We start from the raw sequence: 16,118 nt of genomic DNA on the forward strand, positions 1-16,118 counted from the left end.
TGTTTTGATGCATGTCGTTATCCCAAAACCCTGCACACTTTTGGGGGACATGATTCAGTAAACAGGTGGCGAAACCACCCAGATGACTACCGCCGGCTCCGCTCCAGGATTGCGCCAGCGGAACGGCTTGCCGTCGAAGCGAAAGGAGTCGCCTTCGCCAAGCCGGTGCCAGACGCCTGATATCTCGATGTCGAAGCTGCCGGAAGCAACATACCCGGCTTCCTCCGTCGGCCGGCGTGATTCGGTCTTCAGTTCAGCACCCGGCGCGAAGACCGAACGCAGCATTTCGAAGCTACCGCCGAGATCGGGCGACAGAAGCTCCTCCACCAATCCGGAATCGCTTGTACCAAGCGTGCGGCGGCTGCCGGCGCGCACGACCACGCCGCGCTCGTTCTCCACAGGCACGTCGTGGCTGAAGAACAGGCTGACGGGCACGCCGAACAATTCCGCAAAGGCTCTGAGATCGCTCAGCGATGGTATCGACAGGCCGCGCTCCACCTGACTGACCCAGCCGACGGAGCGGCCGAGCTTCAGGCCGATCTCGGCAAGCGTCAGACCGCGCGCCCTGCGCAGCGCCCTGATATCGCCGGCCAGCAGCCGTTCGCGGTTTTCCTGCTCCGATCTGACAGCGGTTGAGGGCAAAGCCATTTCTCTTGATGAAATTTCTTGGTGAGAAATCCCCTTCGTGAAAAAGTCGGGGCAAATTTCATGAGACGTCAGGTTCGTGAAAAAATCAAGAGGATTTTCATAAGGCCACAAGAATTGCTTGCGCCATTTTGGCAGTTCAGGCAAAGGCTCGGCCACGAACGGCGAGTGAGGGCGTCCGGTCGAGGCTTACGATAGAGCGCCACGTGTCAAATTGGACCCGCAATGGTGCTCTTTCATTTTCTGGACGGCGCATGATCCTTTCCGGAATCGATTCCGGTTCCGGGTCAGGCGCAAAGGACGCCCATGCTGGAAAACAGGAATAAGATTACAGATGATGCGGCGATCGTCGACGAGGCGATCACGTCGCGCCGCTCGGTGCGGGCCTTTCTGCCCGACATGGTCGACGACGAGACGATCCGCGCCATTCTCACCGTTGCCGCGCGCGCCCCTTCGGGCACCAACATGCAGCCCTGGCGGGTCTACGTGACCAAGGGCGAGGTCAAGCAGCGGATCACCGATGCCATCCTCAACTCCGGCATCCGTGCCGAAAAGGCCGAGTGGGACGAGTATCGCTACTATCCCGACCAGTTCTTCGAACCCTATCTCACCCGGCGGCGGGCCAATGGCTTCGGCCTCTACAGCGTTCTCGGCATCGGCCGGCGTGAGGTGGACAGGATGCGCGCGCAGCACGACCGCAACTTCGTCTTCTTCGACGCGCCGGTCGGCATGATCTTCACCGTCGACCGGCGGCTGAACAAGGGGTCGTGGATCGATTACGGCATGTTCCTGCAGAATATCATGGTGGCGGCACGGGGCAGGGGCCTACACACTTGCCCGCAGGCCGCCTTTGCACCCTACCACAAGCAGATCAGGCCGGTGCTCAACATTCCAGACGAGGAGATCGTCGTCTGCGGCATGGCGCTCGGCCATGAAGACACGTCCAAGCCCGAAAACGAGTTCCGCACCGACCGCGCGCCGCTGGAAGAGTGGGTGACGTTCGCCAAATGAGATGGCGCCAAGTGAGGCGACGACGCGCCGTCTCGGTCTACTGCACTTCGTAACCGACTTCCTCGCTGGCGTGACAGAGCGCCTTCCAGAACGAGCGCGCAAACGACCGGAATACATAGATGTCGAACTGGTCGGCGCCGGTGCGCTGGATCTGGGCGAAGACGTCATGATGCATGGTCGAACGGCCGGCACCGACCGGAAAGGCCGGCAGCGCGAAGTCGATGGCGAAGAATTTCGCCAGCACCCATTCGGCCTTCGGTCCGGCGATGCGGATCGCGGTGCGGCCATGCGACAGGTCGGTCACCGTGCCGATCGCGGGCGTCACGACACCGGCAAAGCCCGACACCAAGCCCTCGGCCTCGTCGACCACCGTGAATTTTCCTGGCGCGAACCCGAACACCGATCTCACGCCGTCGGTGCTGCCGGCGCCGGCGCCATCGGGCAGAGCAAGGCCGGTCACGGTGCGGATACCGGCGATCAACTCCTTTTCGTGGCTCGGCCAGGCAGCGAGCTGCAGGATCGACCCCGGCCTGGTTTCGGAGAGGATGACATCGATGCCGTGTTCGAAATCGCCGTGCGAGCCGGTGCGCAGTTCCGGCTCAAGCGGTGCCGGCTCAAGCGGCGATTGGCGCTCAACCATGCATGCGGCTCCCGTCCGGATCAAAGAAGTGGTTGGAGACGATCTCGACCGGGCCGAACCGGTTGCGCAGGGGATCGGAGATATGGGCGCGCGTGCCGCGCCGTGCCTTGCCGTCCTTGACCAAAGCGAGCGCGATGTACTTGCCGAGCGCCGGCGAATAGCAGCAAGCGGTGATGTGGCCGATGGAATCGTGCGGATTGGCTTCGTCAAGCGCCTCGACGATGTGCGCGCCGCCGTTGAGCGGCTGGTTGTCCAGCGAAATCAGCCCGACGAGTTCCAGACGGCCGGGTGCGATCAGGCCCTCGCGATCCATCATCGCCGAGCCGATGAAGGGCTTCTTCTTGGACAGCATCCAGTCGAGATGCAGGTCGCGCGCCGTGGTGCGGCCGTCGATCTCGGCGCCGGTGACGTGGCCTTTCTCGATGCGCATCGTGCCCAGCGCCTCAAGCCCGTAAGTCACCAGTCCGAACGGCTTGCCGGCTTCGATCAACGCTTCCCAGACATGGGTGCCGTAGCCTGCGCCGGAGTAAACTTCGAAGGCCATTTCGCCGGAGAAGGAAAGCCGGCAGATCATCACCGGCACGCCTGATATCTTGCCATGCACGATTCCCATGAAGGGCAGTGCGGCGTTGTCGACGGCAGTGCCGGTGACGCAAGCAGCAAGAATGGCTCGCGCGTTCGGACCGCCGATCGCCGCACCCGCCCATTGGTCGGTCACCGAGGTCACGTGGACCTTCAGCTCCGGCCAGATGACGTCGAGGAAATATTCCAGGTGCTGCATCACCTTGCCGGCATTGGCGGTGGTGGTGGTCATCAAGAAGTCCTGTTCGCCGAGCCGCCATGTCGTGCCGTCGTCGAAGGCGAGGCCGTCCTCGCGCAGCATCAGCCCGTAGCGGGCCTTGCCGACGGCCAGCGTCGAGAACATGTTGGTGTAGACCCGGTCGAGGAATTCCGCCGCGTCCGGACCCTGCACGGCGATCTTGCCCAGCGTCGAGACGTCGACGATGCCGGCGCTCTCGCGCGTCGCCTTAGCTTCGCGTACATAGGCCTGCTCGATCGTTTCGCCGGCGTGGCCGTAGATCATCGGGCGAAACCAGAGGCCGGCCGAATACATGGTCGCGCCGTTGACGACGTGCCAGTCATGCATCGGGGTCAGCCGCTCGGGCCTCAGATCGCCGAACCGTTCGGCGGCGAGCGAGCCGATCGACACCGCCGAAAAGGGTGGGCGAAAACGTGTCGTGCCGACTTCGGGGATCGGCTTGCCCAATGCTTCGGCCATGATGGCGAGGCCCGGTATGTTGGAGCTCTTGCCCTGGTCGGTCGCCATGCCGAGCGTGGTGTAGCGCTTCAGGTGCTCGACCGAGATGAAGCCCTCGCGATGCGCCAGCCGCACATCCTCCGCGGTCACATCGTGCTGGAAATCGACGAAGCTTTTTCCATCAGCCTTGATTTCGAACACCGGCGCCGGATCGGGATCGCCGGGTGCGGCTTCGACGACCGGCAAGGCCGCTGGCGTGCCCGTTCCACCCGCCGCGGAAAGGCCGGCGGCGCGACCTTCGGCGATTGCCTCGGCGGTGGAAAAGCTGCCGGTGAAGGCGCCGGCGCCAATCCATCGCTGCGTCGCGTTCGGTGGTAGGAAGGCTTGTCTGGCGGCATTCCATTCCGCCTTGGCGCCGTCCTGGCTGGCCAGATGGATGGTCGGCGACCAGCCTCCCGACATCAGCAGACAGTCGGCTTGAATGCTGCGCCGATCGCCGGCAAGCGCGCCGTTGACCATGTCGAAGCGCTGCACCTTGATACCGGCCAACGCCTTGCCGCCTTCGGTGGCGACCACGGCGTGAGCGGAAAGGTTCTTGGCCTCCACTTCGTCGGCGAGCTCGCGCATCTCGCTCGAAAGCTCCGGCCGCACGTCGACGATGGCGACGATCGCCGCACCGGCCTTCTTCAGCGCAAGCGCGGAGCGATAGGCGCTGTCATTGTTGGTGAAGAGCGCGATCCTGTTGCCCGGCAGCACACCGTACTCGTTGGCGTAGCGCTCGGCGGCATGCGCCAGCATCACACCCGGCCGGTCGTTACCCGGAAACACCAGCGGCCGCTCGAAGGAGCCGGTGGCCAGCACCACCGATTTGGCGCGGATGGTCCAGTAGCGATGGCGCGGTTCGCCCTTGCCGGGCCTCTCCTTATGATCGGTGACTCGTTCGAGCGCGGCGAGCGTGTTGCCATCGTAGTAGCCCCAGACCGTGGTGCGCGGCAGCAGGCGGACATTGTCATAGCCTTCGAGCTGGCCGGCGGCTCGCGCTGCCCAGTCGGCGGCCGGCATGCCGTCGATCGTCTCGCCCGACCAGTTGGCCGAGCCGCCGAAATGCGGTTCGAGCTCGCTGAGGATGACACGCGCGCCCTGATCGGCGGCGGCCCTGGCAGCCATCAGCCCGGCCGGACCGGAGCCGACCACCAGCACATCGCAGAAAGCGTTCATGCGCTCATAGCGCGCCGTGTCGGCAGCGATCCCAGCACGGCCGAGACCGGCGGCGCGGCGGATGAAATGCTCGCAGAACATCCAGAAACGCGTGCCTTTCAGCGGGCCGATCGCAGGTCCCATGAAGGTCTTATAATAGAAGCCGGCAGACAGAAGCTTGCCGCCGAGCTGGTTGGCGGCGCTGAGATCCCAGGACAGCGATGGAAAGCGGTTCTGGCTGACGGCGGTCAGCCCGTCATAGATCTCGACCATGGTCGCGGCAATGTTGGGCTCGCGAACCTCGCCCCGCAGCACCGTCACCAGGGCGTTCGGCTCTTCGACGCCTGATGTCAGCACGCCGCGCGGGCGGTGATATTTGAACGAGCGCCCGAACAGGGTGACACCGTTGGCCAGCAGCGCCGAGGCAAGCGTGTCGCCGGCATGACCGGTGTAGGGCGCGCCGTCGAAGGTGAACCGGATGGTTCGCAGGCGGTCGATCCGGCCGCCGGCATCGGTGCGGCGCGGGCTCATGGCTTGCCCTCCGCCTTGTGGCGCGCGGCGGATTTGTGGTCGCCGCGCGCGAAGGCGACGTTGGAGACCTCGTGTGTCAGCGTGTTGCGCACGACCCTGAGGTGGGCGCGGCAGCCGCCGGAATGCTGCCAGATCTCGTTGTGGTCGCCCGCCGGGTTCAACCTGTTGTAGACATAGGCGTTCCAGGCATCGAGGTTTTGGGAGGCAGGCTGAGGGCGCTCGCGGTTGCCATCGCCCTGATAGGTGAACTCGATGACGTCGCGCGGGCCGCAATAGGGGCAGGTGATGAGCATCGATGTCCTACCTAATGCAGCCTAGGCGTTGCGCCCTGGCCCTTGTCGTCGATCACAAGGCCGCGATGGAAACGGTCGAGCGTGAAGGGGGCGTTAAAGTCGTGCGGCTCGTCCTTGGCGATGGTCCAGGCAAAGCACCAGCCGGAGGCCGGCGTCGCCTTGAAACCGCCGTAGCACCAGCCGCAGTTGAGATACATGCCCGGCAGCGGACCGGTGGTGATGATCGGCGAACCATCCATCGACATGTCGCAGACGCCGCCCCATGAGCGCAGCATGCGGACGCGGGCGAGACCCGGAAACAGTGCCAGCATCTCGCTCATCACCTCGTCGACAACAGGCAAACTGCCGCGCTGGGCGTAGCTGTTATAGCCGTCGAGGTCGCCGCCATAGACAAGCCCGCCCTTGTCCGACTGCGACATGTAGAAATGGCCCATGCCGAAAGTCAGAACCGTGTTGATGAATGGCTTCAGCGATTCCGTCACGAAGGCCTGCAGCACATGGCTCTCGATCGGCATGGTATCGATGCCCGCGAGCCGCATGACTTGCCCGGTGCTGCCGGCCACCGCGACCGCCACTTTCTTGGCGCGGATCTCTCCGCGCGACGTCGAGACGCCTGATATGCGGTCGCCGTCGCGCAGGAAGCCGGTGACCTCGCAATTCTCGATGATGTCGACGCCGCGACGGTCGGCGCCGCGCGCATAGCCCCAGGCGACGGCATCGTGGCGGGCGGTGCCGGCGCGCCGCTGCATCAGGCCGCCGACGATTGGGAAGCGCGCCGTGGCGGAGGCGTCCAGCGCCGGCACCAAGCGTGCGATCTCGGCCGTGGTCATCAGTTCGGCGTCGACGCCGAGATGGCGCATGGCGTTGCCGCGGCGGGCAAAATCGTCGAGCTGGGCGGGTGTATGCGCGAGGTTGAGGCAGCCGCGCTGCGAGAACATGACGTTGTAGTTGAGGTCGTGCGAGAGGTTCTCCCACAGCTTCATCGAATGTTCGTAGAAGCGCGTGTTGGCCGGTAGCAGATAGTTGGAGCGCACGGCCGTCGTGTTGCGGCCGACATTGCCGGATCCGAGCCAGCCCTTCTCCAGCACGGCGACATTGGTGATGCCGTGCTCCTTGGCGAGATAATAGGCGGTCGACAGGCCATGGCCGCCGCCGCCGATGACAATCACGTCATAGGACGCCTTAGGGTCCGGTTTGCGCCAGGCCGGCTTCCAGTCCTTGTTGCCGGTCAGCGCGTTTTTGAGAAGCGAAAAGACCGAATATTCCGCCATTCTTTTTGTTATCCGTTCTGGCTTTTTGTCATCCGTTTTGGGCGATGGGGCACACTATAGAGCAGGCCGCTGCCGCAAAGCCAATATTGCGCCATCGCTTTTCGACTGGCCGACGCCGAGACCGCCGGACAGAGCGACGGCTTGCTCCCCGGTATGAGCGTCTTTATCAAGGACGAGCTTTAGAACGCCTTACCGCCTGTGAGTCGCCAAACGATCATGCTTTTCCGACTGCTCCGCTTCGTTCTGGTCCTGGCGATCGTTGCCTCGGCGCCGCTTTCGCTTGATGCGGCGGCGCAGGGGCTTGACCATGCTGCGTCCGGGGTGGTCGCCGACCAGCAGAAAATCCTGCAGGATCTGACGACGAGGACCGACAATCTCGAAAAGAAAATCCAGGAGGACGGTGACGACGACGCCAGCCTTGTCGATATCCGCCTGCAGCTCGAGGAAATGTCGCGAGGTGCGCTGAACAGCGCGCTTGCCTTCCGCCCGCGACTTTCGGAGATCAACGCAAGGCTCGATCAGCTCGGGGCGCCGCCGGCCGCGGGCCAGCCTCCCGAGCCCGACATCGTGACCAGCGAACGCCAGGCGCTGGCGTCCGAAAAGGCCGAGATCAATGCTGTCATCGCCGCGGCGCAAAACCTGTCGATCCGCATCAGCGGCCTCATCGACAAGATCGCCAATATGCGCAGCGAGCTGTTTCGCAATCTGCTCACTAAGCGCTACGTGCTGTCCGACGCTCTGAGCCCTGAGGTCATTTCCGATGCCAACGGTGAATTTACCGGCTTCTACAAGGCGGTGTCGTCCTGGCTGACCTTCGCCTTCAAGTTCAAGTTCCAGGCCGTGCTGGCCGCGACCTTGACGGCGCTCTCCCTGGCGGCGGTGCTTTTTGTCGGTGGGCGGCGCCTGTTCGGACGTGTTTTCGAAGCGGACCCTTCCGTCGAGGATCCGTCCTATCTCAGCCGGCTGTCGGTGGCGTTCTGGTCGACATTGCTGCCGACGCTGGCGGTCGGCGTCTTTCTCGTCTCGACCGTGTTCTTTTTCAACTACTACAACGTGTTGCGCGGCGACATTGGCGTTTTCCTGAACGCGCTGGTCGCCGTCATCGCGGTGGTGTTCTGCGTCAACCGGCTGACCAATGCGGCGCTGGAGCCGCGGCTGCCGAACTGGCGGCTCATACCCGTTGAAACGGGTCCGGCACGCTGGCTGGTGCGGCTGACGACCGCCATGGCGGTGGTGATCGGCGTCAACAATTTCCTGTCGGTCGTCAACGACAAGATGGGCTCGCCGCTGTCGCTGACCATCGCCAGAAGTTTTGTCGCCACCATCATCGTCGGCGTCATCCTGATCCTGATGGGGCTGCTCAAACCGTTCAAGGCACCCGACGGAAGCTGGCGCCCCTGGCCGGTGTGGCTGCGCTACACGGCTGTCGCGCTCGGCGTTTTCACCATCGCCACGGCGCTGCTCGGCTATATCGGCCTCGCCATCTTCGTCTCGCTGCAAGTCGTGGTCACCGGAACCATTCTGGTCACCGCCTATATCGGCTTCCTGTCGGCGCGGGCGATCAGCGAGGAAGGCGGCTTTGCCAACACGTCGATCGGGCGCTGGCTATCGACCAATTCCAGCTATGAGGAGTCCGCGCTCGACCAGCTCGGCCTGGTCGTCAGCGTCGCCATAAACCTGATGATCGTGCTGGTGTTCCTGCCGCTGATCCTGTTGACGTGGGGCTTCCAGCCCGGCGACATCCAGGCCTGGGGCTATAAGCTGGCGACGGGCCTCACCATCGGCTCGGTGACGATCTCGGTGACCGGCATCCTGACCGGCATCATTGTCTTCATTATCGGCTATTTCCTGACGCGCTGGTTCCAGGGCTGGCTCGACGGCTCGGTGATGGCGCGCGGCAAAGTCGACACCGGCGTGCGAAACTCAATCCGGCTGGCGGTCGGCTATGCCGGCGTGGCGCTCGCAGCACTCGTCGGCGTCTCGGCGGCGGGCATCGATCTCTCCAATCTGGCGCTTGTCGCCGGCGCCCTGTCTCTCGGTATCGGCTTTGGCCTGCAGAACGTCGTCTCCAACTTCGTCTCCGGTCTGATCCTTTTGGCCGAGCGGCCGTTCAAGGTCGGCGACTGGATCGTCGCCGGTGACATCAGCGGCACGGTCAAGAAGATCAGTGTGCGCGCTACCGAGATCGAGACGTTCCAGCGGCAGTCGGTGATCCTGCCCAATTCAAACCTGATCAACAATGCCGTCGGCAACTGGACGCACCGCAACAAGCTCGGTCGCATCGACATCAAGGTCGGCGTCGCCTACGGCAGCGACGTCAAGCAGGTCCATGCTGTCCTTTTGGAGATTGCGCGCGGTCATCCGCTGGTGCTGAAGAATCCCGAACCCTTCGTGCTGTTCACCAATTTCGGGCCGGCCGCTCTCGAATTCGAAATCCGTGTGTTCCTGGCCGACGTCATGAATGGCAACATCGTACAGAACGACATCCGGTTTGCCGTCCTCGATGAGTTCGCGGATCAGCATATCGAAATTCCGTCGGCGCCGCGCGCCGTCGTCGAGACCAAAAAGCATGACGCATGGCCGATCGACGATGACCAGATCGAGGCTGAATTCGCCGAGAAGGAGCGCGCGGCGGCCGAAGCCGCGGCCGAGACGAAACGCCTGGCTAGATCCGGGCGCAAGACCCGCAAGCCGGATCCCGATTAGGGTAATATTGATATCCAGGTATCACCGGCTTTCGACACAGCGAAAGCAATTGCGGCATGAATGCGGCATTCAGTTGCCGTTCAGCTTGCATCTCATATAAGCTCACATGCAAAGGGCGAGAATGCCTTGCGAAATGCAAACAGAGGCGGTGGAAACACCGATATTGCAAATGTGGAAGTCTCTCGTCGCCGCCATCGCTTTTCTTGCCGTGGGCGGTTCAGCCTTCGGCGCCAGCGCGACCAACAAGGACGCCGAGACCCGCACACTCGTCGTGACCGAAGGCGGTGGCAAGACGGAGCTGGCGCTGGCCGCCGGCGAAACCGCGGAATTCTGCCCGACCGGCTGTTTCGTTACCATGCCGAATGGCGACCTCGAGGCGCTGACCGGTTCGGAAACGATCGAAATCTCGGGCGGCGTCGCCCGTATCAAGTAGCCGCGTCAAAAAACGTTGACGATTTTTCGAAGGCCGGGCAATGCCCGGCCTTGTATGGTTTCGGGTGAGCGAAACTTAACGATGAAGGGCGAAATACCGTCACGCAAGCCAGGTCAGGCTGGGCGTTTTAACATTCGCTGCGCTGTTCCCCGTTATATCGGGCCGAAGACGCCGAAGCACGGCGCGGATTTTGGAATGGTGCATGATCCTTTCCGAGAAATCGGTTTTCGGGATCATGGGCTTTTAGGCAGGGCAACGGAAAATGGACGCGCGGTCGGACAGGAACGCAATTCCGCTTGCCGTCGATCTCGACGGCACGCTGATCGCGACGGACCTGTTGTGGGAAGGGCTGTTCATCCTTCTCAAGAAGAACCCGCTCTATATTTTCCTCGTGCCGTTCTGGCTCGCCGGCGGGCCGGCGCGGTTGAAGCAGGCCATCGCTCAACGCATCGACATCGATCCTGCGTCGCTGCCTTACCGCGAGGCGCTGCTTCAGCGCCTCCGCATTGAACATGGCGAGGGGCGCCAGATCGTGCTGGCGACCGGTACGCCGCGCAAATTGGCCGAGGCGATCGCCGCACATCTCGGGATATTCGATCGCGTCCTGGCGACCGACGGCCCCCACAACATGACCTCAGGCAGAAAGCGCGCCTCGCTTGTCGCCGCCTATGGCGATGGCGGCTTCGACTATGCAGGCAATAGCCGGCACGACCTTAGGGTATTCGACGCCGCGCGCGCGGCAATCGTCGTCGCGCCCGACCGCCATGCTGCGCGATGGCAGGCCGCCCACGGTGCCGAAATGATGCCGGCGCCGAAGCCGACGTTCAGAACCATCATCAAGATGCTGCGCGTTCATCAGTGGCTGAAGAACTCGCTGATCGCGGTGCCGATGGTACTGTCGCACGAATACTTCAACGCCGACATGGTCTGGGAATGCCTGCTGGCCTTCGTATCGTTCAGCGCAGTCGCTTCCGCCATCTACATCCTCAACGATTTCTTTGATCTCGCGCTCGATCGCAAACACCTGACCAAGCGCAACCGGCCATTCGCCAGCGGCGCGCTGTCGATCCCGTTCGGCCTCGGTTCGATGATGGTGCTGCTTGCAATGGGCGTTGGTGCAGGGCTTCTGCTGCCTATCGATTTCCTCGGCGTGCTCGGCGGCTACATAGTCATCACCACCGCCTATTCGCTGTCGTTCAAGCGCATGCTCCTGATAGACGTGCTGACCTTGGCCGGACTCTACACGATCCGCGTTCTGGCGGGCGCCGCGGCGACCGGCGTCGACGTCTCGTTCTGGCTGCTGGCCTTCTCGATCTTCTTTTTCCTGTCGCTGGCGCTGGTGAAGCGTTTTGTCGAGCTGCGCACGACCGCCATTCCGGCCGGCGAACGCATTGCCGGCCGCGGCTACCGCACCGAAGACCAGGAGATCGTCGCCCAGGCGGGCATGGCCTCGGCCTTTTCCTCGGCGCTGGTGCTGGCACTCTATATGGACAGTGTTGCGGTGCGCGAACTCTATCCTCACCCGTGGCTGGTCTGGCCCCTGGCGCCGATCGTCCTGTACCTGACCATCCGCGTCTGGATTCTCGCCCGCCGCGACGAGATGCATGACGATCCGGTCGTCTTCATCATCCGCGACTGGCGCAGCCAGATCGTCGTGCTCATCGGCGCCGTGTTCCTGGTCGCCGGAGGCTGGTAGGCGTGGCGAAGCAGCGGTTCCAGAGCTTCGGTCTTGCCACGCCGCCGGCACTCGATGTGATCCCGGCGGACGACGCTGTTGCGCTGCTGAAGAGTGGCAAGGCGGCAAGAAATGCCTTGCTCGCCTACGGCAACGGCCGCTCCTACGGCGATTCCTGCCAGAACCAGGCCGGCATGGTCGTCGACATGCGGCCGCTGAACAGGATCCGCGCCTTCAATGCCGAGACAGGCGTGATCGAGGCCGAGGCCGGCGTGCTTCTGTCCGACATCATCGCCCATGCAGCGCCATACGGCTTCTTTCCGGCCGCCGTTCCAGGCACGCAGGTCGTCACGCTCGGTGGCGCCATCGCCAATGACGTTCACGGCAAGAACCATCACCGGCGCGGCACCTTCGGCTGCCACGTCGAATCGTTCACGCTGCTCAAATCGGATGGACGGTCCCATTACTGTTCGGCCACCGACAATGCACGCCTGTTTGCGGCGACGATCGGCGGCATGGGGCTGACCGGACTGATCCTGTCCGCATCGATCCGGCTGATGCGGGTGCCATCCCTCGACATCGTCGAGACGGCGACGCCGTTCCGCGACCTCGGCGAATTCTTCGAGCTAGCCGAAGCGGCCGACCAAGCCAACGAATACGTCGTCGCATGGATCGACCAGCTTGCCGGCGGCCACGGCCGTGGGCGAGGGCTGCTGTTTACCGGCAATCATGCCGAGCATGGCTCCCATGTGGCCTTTCGTGCCGGCGGCAACCTTTCGGTGCCGTTCCAGCCGCCGTTCAACGTGCTCAACCCGCCGTTCCTGGCTGCCTTCAATGCCGCCTACCGGTGGAAGAAAGGCAGGTCTACCGCGCCGCGCCAGGTCGGCTACCAGGGTTTTTTCTTTCCGCTCGACGGCGTTGGCAACTGGAACCGGCTCTACGGACCGAACGGGCTTTTCCAGCACCAGAGCGTGGTGCCGGAAGACGTCGTGCGCCGAGCGGTGCCGGCGCTGCTTGCGGCGGCAAAACGGGCGGGGCAGGGCTCGTTCCTGACGGTCCTGAAGCGCTTCGGCTCGATCCGCTCGCCGGCACTGCTGTCGTTCCCGCGACCGGGTTTCACGCTGACGCTGGATTTTTCCAACCGTGGCCGGGGGACGCTGGCGCTGCTGAAGGAGCTCGACCACATCACGGTCGAGGCCGGTGGCGCGGTCAATCCCTACAAGGACGCCCGCATGGGCGCCGACATTTTCGCCGCATCCTTTCCGGAATGGCAACGCCTCGAAGCGATCCGCGATCCCGCCTTCATGTCGAGTTTCTGGGCGCGAACGGCGAAAAAACTCGAGGCTCGGCGCGAAACCGCTGAAGCCGCAGAATAGATAAAATTAGAACAGTTCGTGATTAACGGATCTAAGGCAAAGGTTTGCTTAAAACGTTTTGTACTTCACGAAACGTTTGCAGGTTTGTAATAGAACGGCTGAAGGGCTGGCGGAAGAAACATGAAGTACATCGTCTTCATTCTGTTCACGGTCATGACCAACGCCGCTGCGCAGCTCATGCTGAAACAGGGCATGATGTCACTCGGTACGATCTCCTTCGAGGGCACCAATCCGTTGCTGAAGCTGTTGCAGATTGTCTTCAGCCCGTGGGTTTTCTTCGGCCTGTGCACCTTCGTCATCTCGATGGCTTCGCACCTCTATGTGCTGTCCAAGGTCGAGCTCAGCTTCGCCTATCCGTTCCTCAGCCTCGCCTATGTCGCCGTTGCGATCTTCGCCTATTTCATCTTCCGCGAAGACCTCAATGCCTGGCGCATCGCCGGCATCGCCTTCATCTGCGTCGGCACGGTGCTGATCGCCCAAAGTGGCCGGGACTTGGGCGATCGAGAGCACGAGGACGAGACGGCTGGCCTTTCCCCCGACAAGATTCACACCAGCGGGATTGTTCGATGAGACATGTGATCTTTGGCGGCGACGGTTTCGTCGGCCGCCACCTTGCCCCGAAACTTCTGGCCGACGGCGAGGAGGTGGTCGTCGCCGACATCGCCAAGAGCGACCTGCCGCATTACCGTTCGGTCCGATATGTCAGGTGCGACGTCACCGATCCGGCCTCGGTCGCTTCGGTCGGGCTGAAGGCCGACGACATGGTCTATAATCTTTCGGCGAAAATGCTGTCGCCGATCCAGGTGCGCGCCAAGCGCCACCAGTTCTTCTTCCCGGTGAACTTCCACGGCACCGAGCACATCATAAAGGCGATGGACAGAGCCGGCGCGCCCAAGCTCGTCCATTACACGACCGACATGATCTACGGCCATACGATCACGCAGCCGATGACCGAGGAACATCCGGTCGCGCCGCTCGGCGAATATGGCTGGTCGAAGCAGAAGACCGAGGAGCTGGCCGCCGAATGGCGCAAGCTCGGCATGTCGATCTCGCTGTTTCGGCCGCGCCTGATCATCGGTCCCGGCCGCCTCGGCATCCTCGAAAAACTGTTCAAGCTGATCGATTGGAATCTTCCGGTGCCTATGATCGGCTCGGGCAAGAACCCGTATCAGTTCATCTCGGTGTTCGACTGCGCCGAGGCAGCGCGCGCCGCCTGGAGAGCCGGCGTGCCTGATGAAGCCTATAATCTCGGTTCGCTCAACCCGCCGCCGGTCAGGAAACTGCTCGGCGATCTGATCAGGCATGCCGGGTCGAAGTCGATCCTGATCCCGACACCGGGCTGGGCAGTCAAGCGCACGCTCGACCTGCTCGATTTCTTGAACATGCCGATCATGGATCCGGAGCAGTATCTGATCGCCGACGAGGACTGCGTGCTCGACGTGTCCAAGGCCGAACGCCAGCTCGGCTGGGTGCCGCAATATCGCGACGAAGACATGCTGATCGCCGCCTATAGCGAATACCGCGCCAAGAAAGACGGCCATGCCGTCGCCGCCAGACATGTGCCCGCCGATTGATGGGCCAGCAGGAGACCCCTGAGATGACCGTCATGACCAAGCCAGACCACACGACTGCGCGCGCCACGGTCAGCGCGCCGGCACTTCCGCCCGCCACCACCGCCAAGCCCGATCTGATCAGCGTCGAGCAGGCCAAGGCGATGGATGTCGCGCGCATGACCGACCTGTTCAAGGCGCATCTCAACCCCGGCCAGCTACATTTCATGAAGCTGCTCGGCTTCCACAAGATCAAGATCGAGCGCGCCGAAGGCATGTTCTACATCGACCAGAACGGCCGCAGGATCCTGGATTTCTTCGGCGGCTTCGGCTCGCTGGCCTTCGGCCACAATCATCCGCGCCTTCTCGATGCGCGCAAGAAGTTCCAGGAGGAGAAGCGGCAGGAGATCGCTATCGCTTTCATGTCGCAATATGCGGCCGCCCTGGCGCACAATCTCGCCAAATGCTCGCCCGGCGATCTTGACATGGTGTTTCTGGGCTCGTCCGGCTCGGAAGCCATGGAGGCGGCCGTGAAGCTCGCCGAGCGCGCCGCCGGCCCGAAGCGGCCAAAGGTCGTCTATGCCGAGAATTCCTTCCACGGCAAGACCAAGGGTGTGCTGGCGATCACCGACGGCTCGCTTTACCGCGCCGACTTCAAGGTGGCCGACAATGTCGTGCGCATCCCTTTCGCCGACATCGAAGCGGTCGAGCGCACCTTCCGCTCGGACCCGGAGATCGGCGTCATCGTGCTGGAAACCATCCAGGGTGGTGGAGGCATCATCCAGGCGCCTGCTGAATACTGGCAGAAGCTGCGTGCGCTATGCGACCAGTACGGTGTGCTGTGGGTCGCCGATGAAGTGCAGTGCGGCTATGGCCGCTCCGGCCGTTTCTATGCCTTCGAGCATTACGGCGTCGTTCCTGATGTGACGGCGCTGGCAAAATCGCTCGGCGGCGGCAAGGCGGCGGTCGGCGCGATGATTGCCAGGCGCGAGGTCTACATGAAGGCCTATGGCACGCCGAAGACGGCGATGATCCACGCCATGGCTACCTTCGGCGGCATGGGTGAGGCCTGCGTCACCTCGATCGAGGCGCTCAACGTGCTTTACGACGAGGGGCTCATCGACAACGCCGCTGTGACCGGCGACCATCTGCTGCAACGCCTTCAGGCGTTGAGGGAAAAATACCCGAAGATCATCAAGGAGGTCCGCGGCAAGGGCCTGATGGTCGGGCTGGAATTCCACGATTTTTCGCAGACCATGCCGATGGTGCTGCGGCCGGTGGTCAGCGTGCTCGACGAGAAGCTGAAGGGATCCTTGTCCGGCTTCGTCGGAGCGCTGTTGCTGCGCGACTACGACGTGCTCGTCGCCTTCACCGAATACAACCGCAATGTCATCCGTCTCGAACCGCCGTTGATCTGCCAGCGCGAACATGTCGACCGCTTTGTCGAGGCGCTCGACAGCCTGTTGTCGCGCGGCATCGTGTCGATCGTGAAGGATTTCGTCAAAAGCCAGGTCCGCTAGCCAGGTCCGCCG

General features: G+C 62.9%; 13 protein-coding genes. 8 read left to right on the forward strand and 5 right to left on the reverse strand.

Annotation, left to right across the window (positions count from 1 at the left end):
- Positions 1-54: 54 nt before the first annotated feature.
- Positions 55-648, reverse strand: coding sequence for an XRE family transcriptional regulator (locus A9K68_RS15655; protein ID WP_082982793.1), 594 nt, complete (start codon positions 646-648; stop codon positions 55-57).
- Between the two features lie 303 nt (positions 649-951).
- On the opposite strand from A9K68_RS15655, the gene A9K68_RS15660 reads away from it, so the two are divergent.
- Positions 952-1,656, forward strand: coding sequence for a nitroreductase (locus A9K68_RS15660; RefSeq protein ID WP_029351978.1), 705 nt, complete (start codon positions 952-954; stop codon positions 1,654-1,656).
- Positions 1,657-1,693: 37 nt separating this feature from the next.
- Here the strand turns inward: A9K68_RS15660 and A9K68_RS15665 are convergent, their stop codons facing one another.
- The 4 genes from A9K68_RS15665 to A9K68_RS15680 are packed head-to-tail and all read right to left on the reverse strand — an operon-like array spanning position 1,694 to position 6,846.
- A complete protein-coding gene (locus A9K68_RS15665) occupies positions 1,694-2,296 on the reverse strand; it encodes a sarcosine oxidase subunit gamma (protein WP_065012265.1) in 603 nt (200 codons plus the stop codon).
- Positions 2,289-5,282, reverse strand: coding sequence for a sarcosine oxidase subunit alpha (locus A9K68_RS15670; RefSeq protein WP_065012264.1), 2,994 nt, complete (start codon positions 5,280-5,282; stop codon positions 2,289-2,291). Before A9K68_RS15670 ends, A9K68_RS15665 begins: the two co-directional genes overlap by 8 nt.
- On the reverse strand, positions 5,279-5,575 hold the full coding sequence (locus A9K68_RS15675) for a sarcosine oxidase subunit delta (protein WP_065012263.1): 297 nt from the start codon (positions 5,573-5,575) through the stop codon (positions 5,279-5,281). The genes A9K68_RS15670 and A9K68_RS15675 overlap by 4 nt, the downstream gene beginning before the upstream one ends.
- An 11-nt stretch (positions 5,576-5,586) precedes the next feature.
- The gene (locus A9K68_RS15680) at positions 5,587-6,846 is read right to left on the reverse strand and encodes a sarcosine oxidase subunit beta (protein WP_065012262.1); all 1,260 of its coding nucleotides are present in this window, start codon (positions 6,844-6,846) and stop codon (positions 5,587-5,589) included.
- Positions 6,847-7,062: 216 nt separating this feature from the next.
- Between A9K68_RS15680 and A9K68_RS15685 the strand changes: the two genes are divergently transcribed.
- From A9K68_RS15685 to A9K68_RS15715, 7 genes are all read left to right on the forward strand, one after another.
- Positions 7,063-9,552: a mechanosensitive ion channel family protein gene (locus A9K68_RS15685; RefSeq protein WP_065012261.1), complete on the forward strand. Its 2,490-nt coding sequence runs from the start codon at positions 7,063-7,065 to the stop codon at positions 9,550-9,552.
- 169 nt (positions 9,553-9,721) lie between these two features.
- On the forward strand, positions 9,722-9,985 hold the full coding sequence (locus tag A9K68_RS15690) for a hypothetical protein (protein ID WP_029351968.1): 264 nt from the start codon (positions 9,722-9,724) through the stop codon (positions 9,983-9,985).
- Between the two features lie 262 nt (positions 9,986-10,247).
- Entirely contained in the window at positions 10,248-11,681 is a 1,434-nt protein-coding gene (locus tag A9K68_RS15695) for a UbiA family prenyltransferase (RefSeq protein WP_065012260.1), read from the forward strand.
- Positions 11,682-11,683: 2 nt separating this feature from the next.
- Positions 11,684-13,036, forward strand: a complete 1,353-nt coding sequence (locus tag A9K68_RS15700) for an FAD-binding oxidoreductase (RefSeq protein ID WP_065012259.1) — start codon at positions 11,684-11,686, stop codon at positions 13,034-13,036.
- Positions 13,037-13,156: 120 nt separating this feature from the next.
- The gene (locus tag A9K68_RS15705; RefSeq protein WP_029351963.1) at positions 13,157-13,606 is read left to right on the forward strand and encodes an EamA family transporter; all 450 of its coding nucleotides are present in this window, start codon (positions 13,157-13,159) and stop codon (positions 13,604-13,606) included.
- The gene (locus A9K68_RS15710) at positions 13,603-14,610 is read left to right on the forward strand and encodes an NAD(P)-dependent oxidoreductase (protein WP_065012258.1); all 1,008 of its coding nucleotides are present in this window, start codon (positions 13,603-13,605) and stop codon (positions 14,608-14,610) included. The genes A9K68_RS15705 and A9K68_RS15710 overlap by 4 nt, the downstream gene beginning before the upstream one ends.
- A gap of 23 nt (positions 14,611-14,633) precedes the next feature.
- The gene (locus A9K68_RS15715; RefSeq protein WP_065012352.1) at positions 14,634-16,106 is read left to right on the forward strand and encodes an aspartate aminotransferase family protein; all 1,473 of its coding nucleotides are present in this window, start codon (positions 14,634-14,636) and stop codon (positions 16,104-16,106) included.
- Positions 16,107-16,118: the final 12 nt, after the last annotated feature.

Source organism: Mesorhizobium sp. AA22, assembly GCF_001672375.2.
Classification (GTDB): domain Bacteria; phylum Pseudomonadota; class Alphaproteobacteria; order Rhizobiales; family Rhizobiaceae; genus Mesorhizobium; species Mesorhizobium wenxiniae.

Excerpts from the sequence above, each read along its gene's own strand:
- A9K68_RS15655 (WP_082982793.1), bottom strand. The coding sequence starts at position 648 with ATGGCTTTGCCCTCAACCGCTGTCAGATCGGAGCAGGAAAACCGCGAA.
- A9K68_RS15660 (WP_029351978.1), top strand. The coding sequence starts at position 952 with ATGCTGGAAAACAGGAATAAGATTACAGATGATGCGGCGATCGTCGAC.
- A9K68_RS15665 (WP_065012265.1), bottom strand. The coding sequence starts at position 2,296 with ATGGTTGAGCGCCAATCGCCGCTTGAGCCGGCACCGCTTGAGCCGGAA.
- A9K68_RS15670 (WP_065012264.1), bottom strand. The coding sequence starts at position 5,282 with ATGAGCCCGCGCCGCACCGATGCCGGCGGCCGGATCGACCGCCTGCGA.
- A9K68_RS15675 (WP_065012263.1), bottom strand. The coding sequence starts at position 5,575 with ATGCTCATCACCTGCCCCTATTGCGGCCCGCGCGACGTCATCGAGTTC.
- A9K68_RS15680 (WP_065012262.1), bottom strand. The coding sequence starts at position 6,846 with ATGGCGGAATATTCGGTCTTTTCGCTTCTCAAAAACGCGCTGACCGGC.
- A9K68_RS15685 (WP_065012261.1), top strand. The coding sequence starts at position 7,063 with ATGCTTTTCCGACTGCTCCGCTTCGTTCTGGTCCTGGCGATCGTTGCC.
- A9K68_RS15690 (WP_029351968.1), top strand. The coding sequence starts at position 9,722 with ATGTGGAAGTCTCTCGTCGCCGCCATCGCTTTTCTTGCCGTGGGCGGT.
- A9K68_RS15695 (WP_065012260.1), top strand. The coding sequence starts at position 10,248 with ATGGACGCGCGGTCGGACAGGAACGCAATTCCGCTTGCCGTCGATCTC.
- A9K68_RS15705 (WP_029351963.1), top strand. The coding sequence starts at position 13,157 with ATGAAGTACATCGTCTTCATTCTGTTCACGGTCATGACCAACGCCGCT.
- A9K68_RS15710 (WP_065012258.1), top strand. The coding sequence starts at position 13,603 with ATGAGACATGTGATCTTTGGCGGCGACGGTTTCGTCGGCCGCCACCTT.
- A9K68_RS15715 (WP_065012352.1), top strand. The coding sequence starts at position 14,634 with ATGACCGTCATGACCAAGCCAGACCACACGACTGCGCGCGCCACGGTC.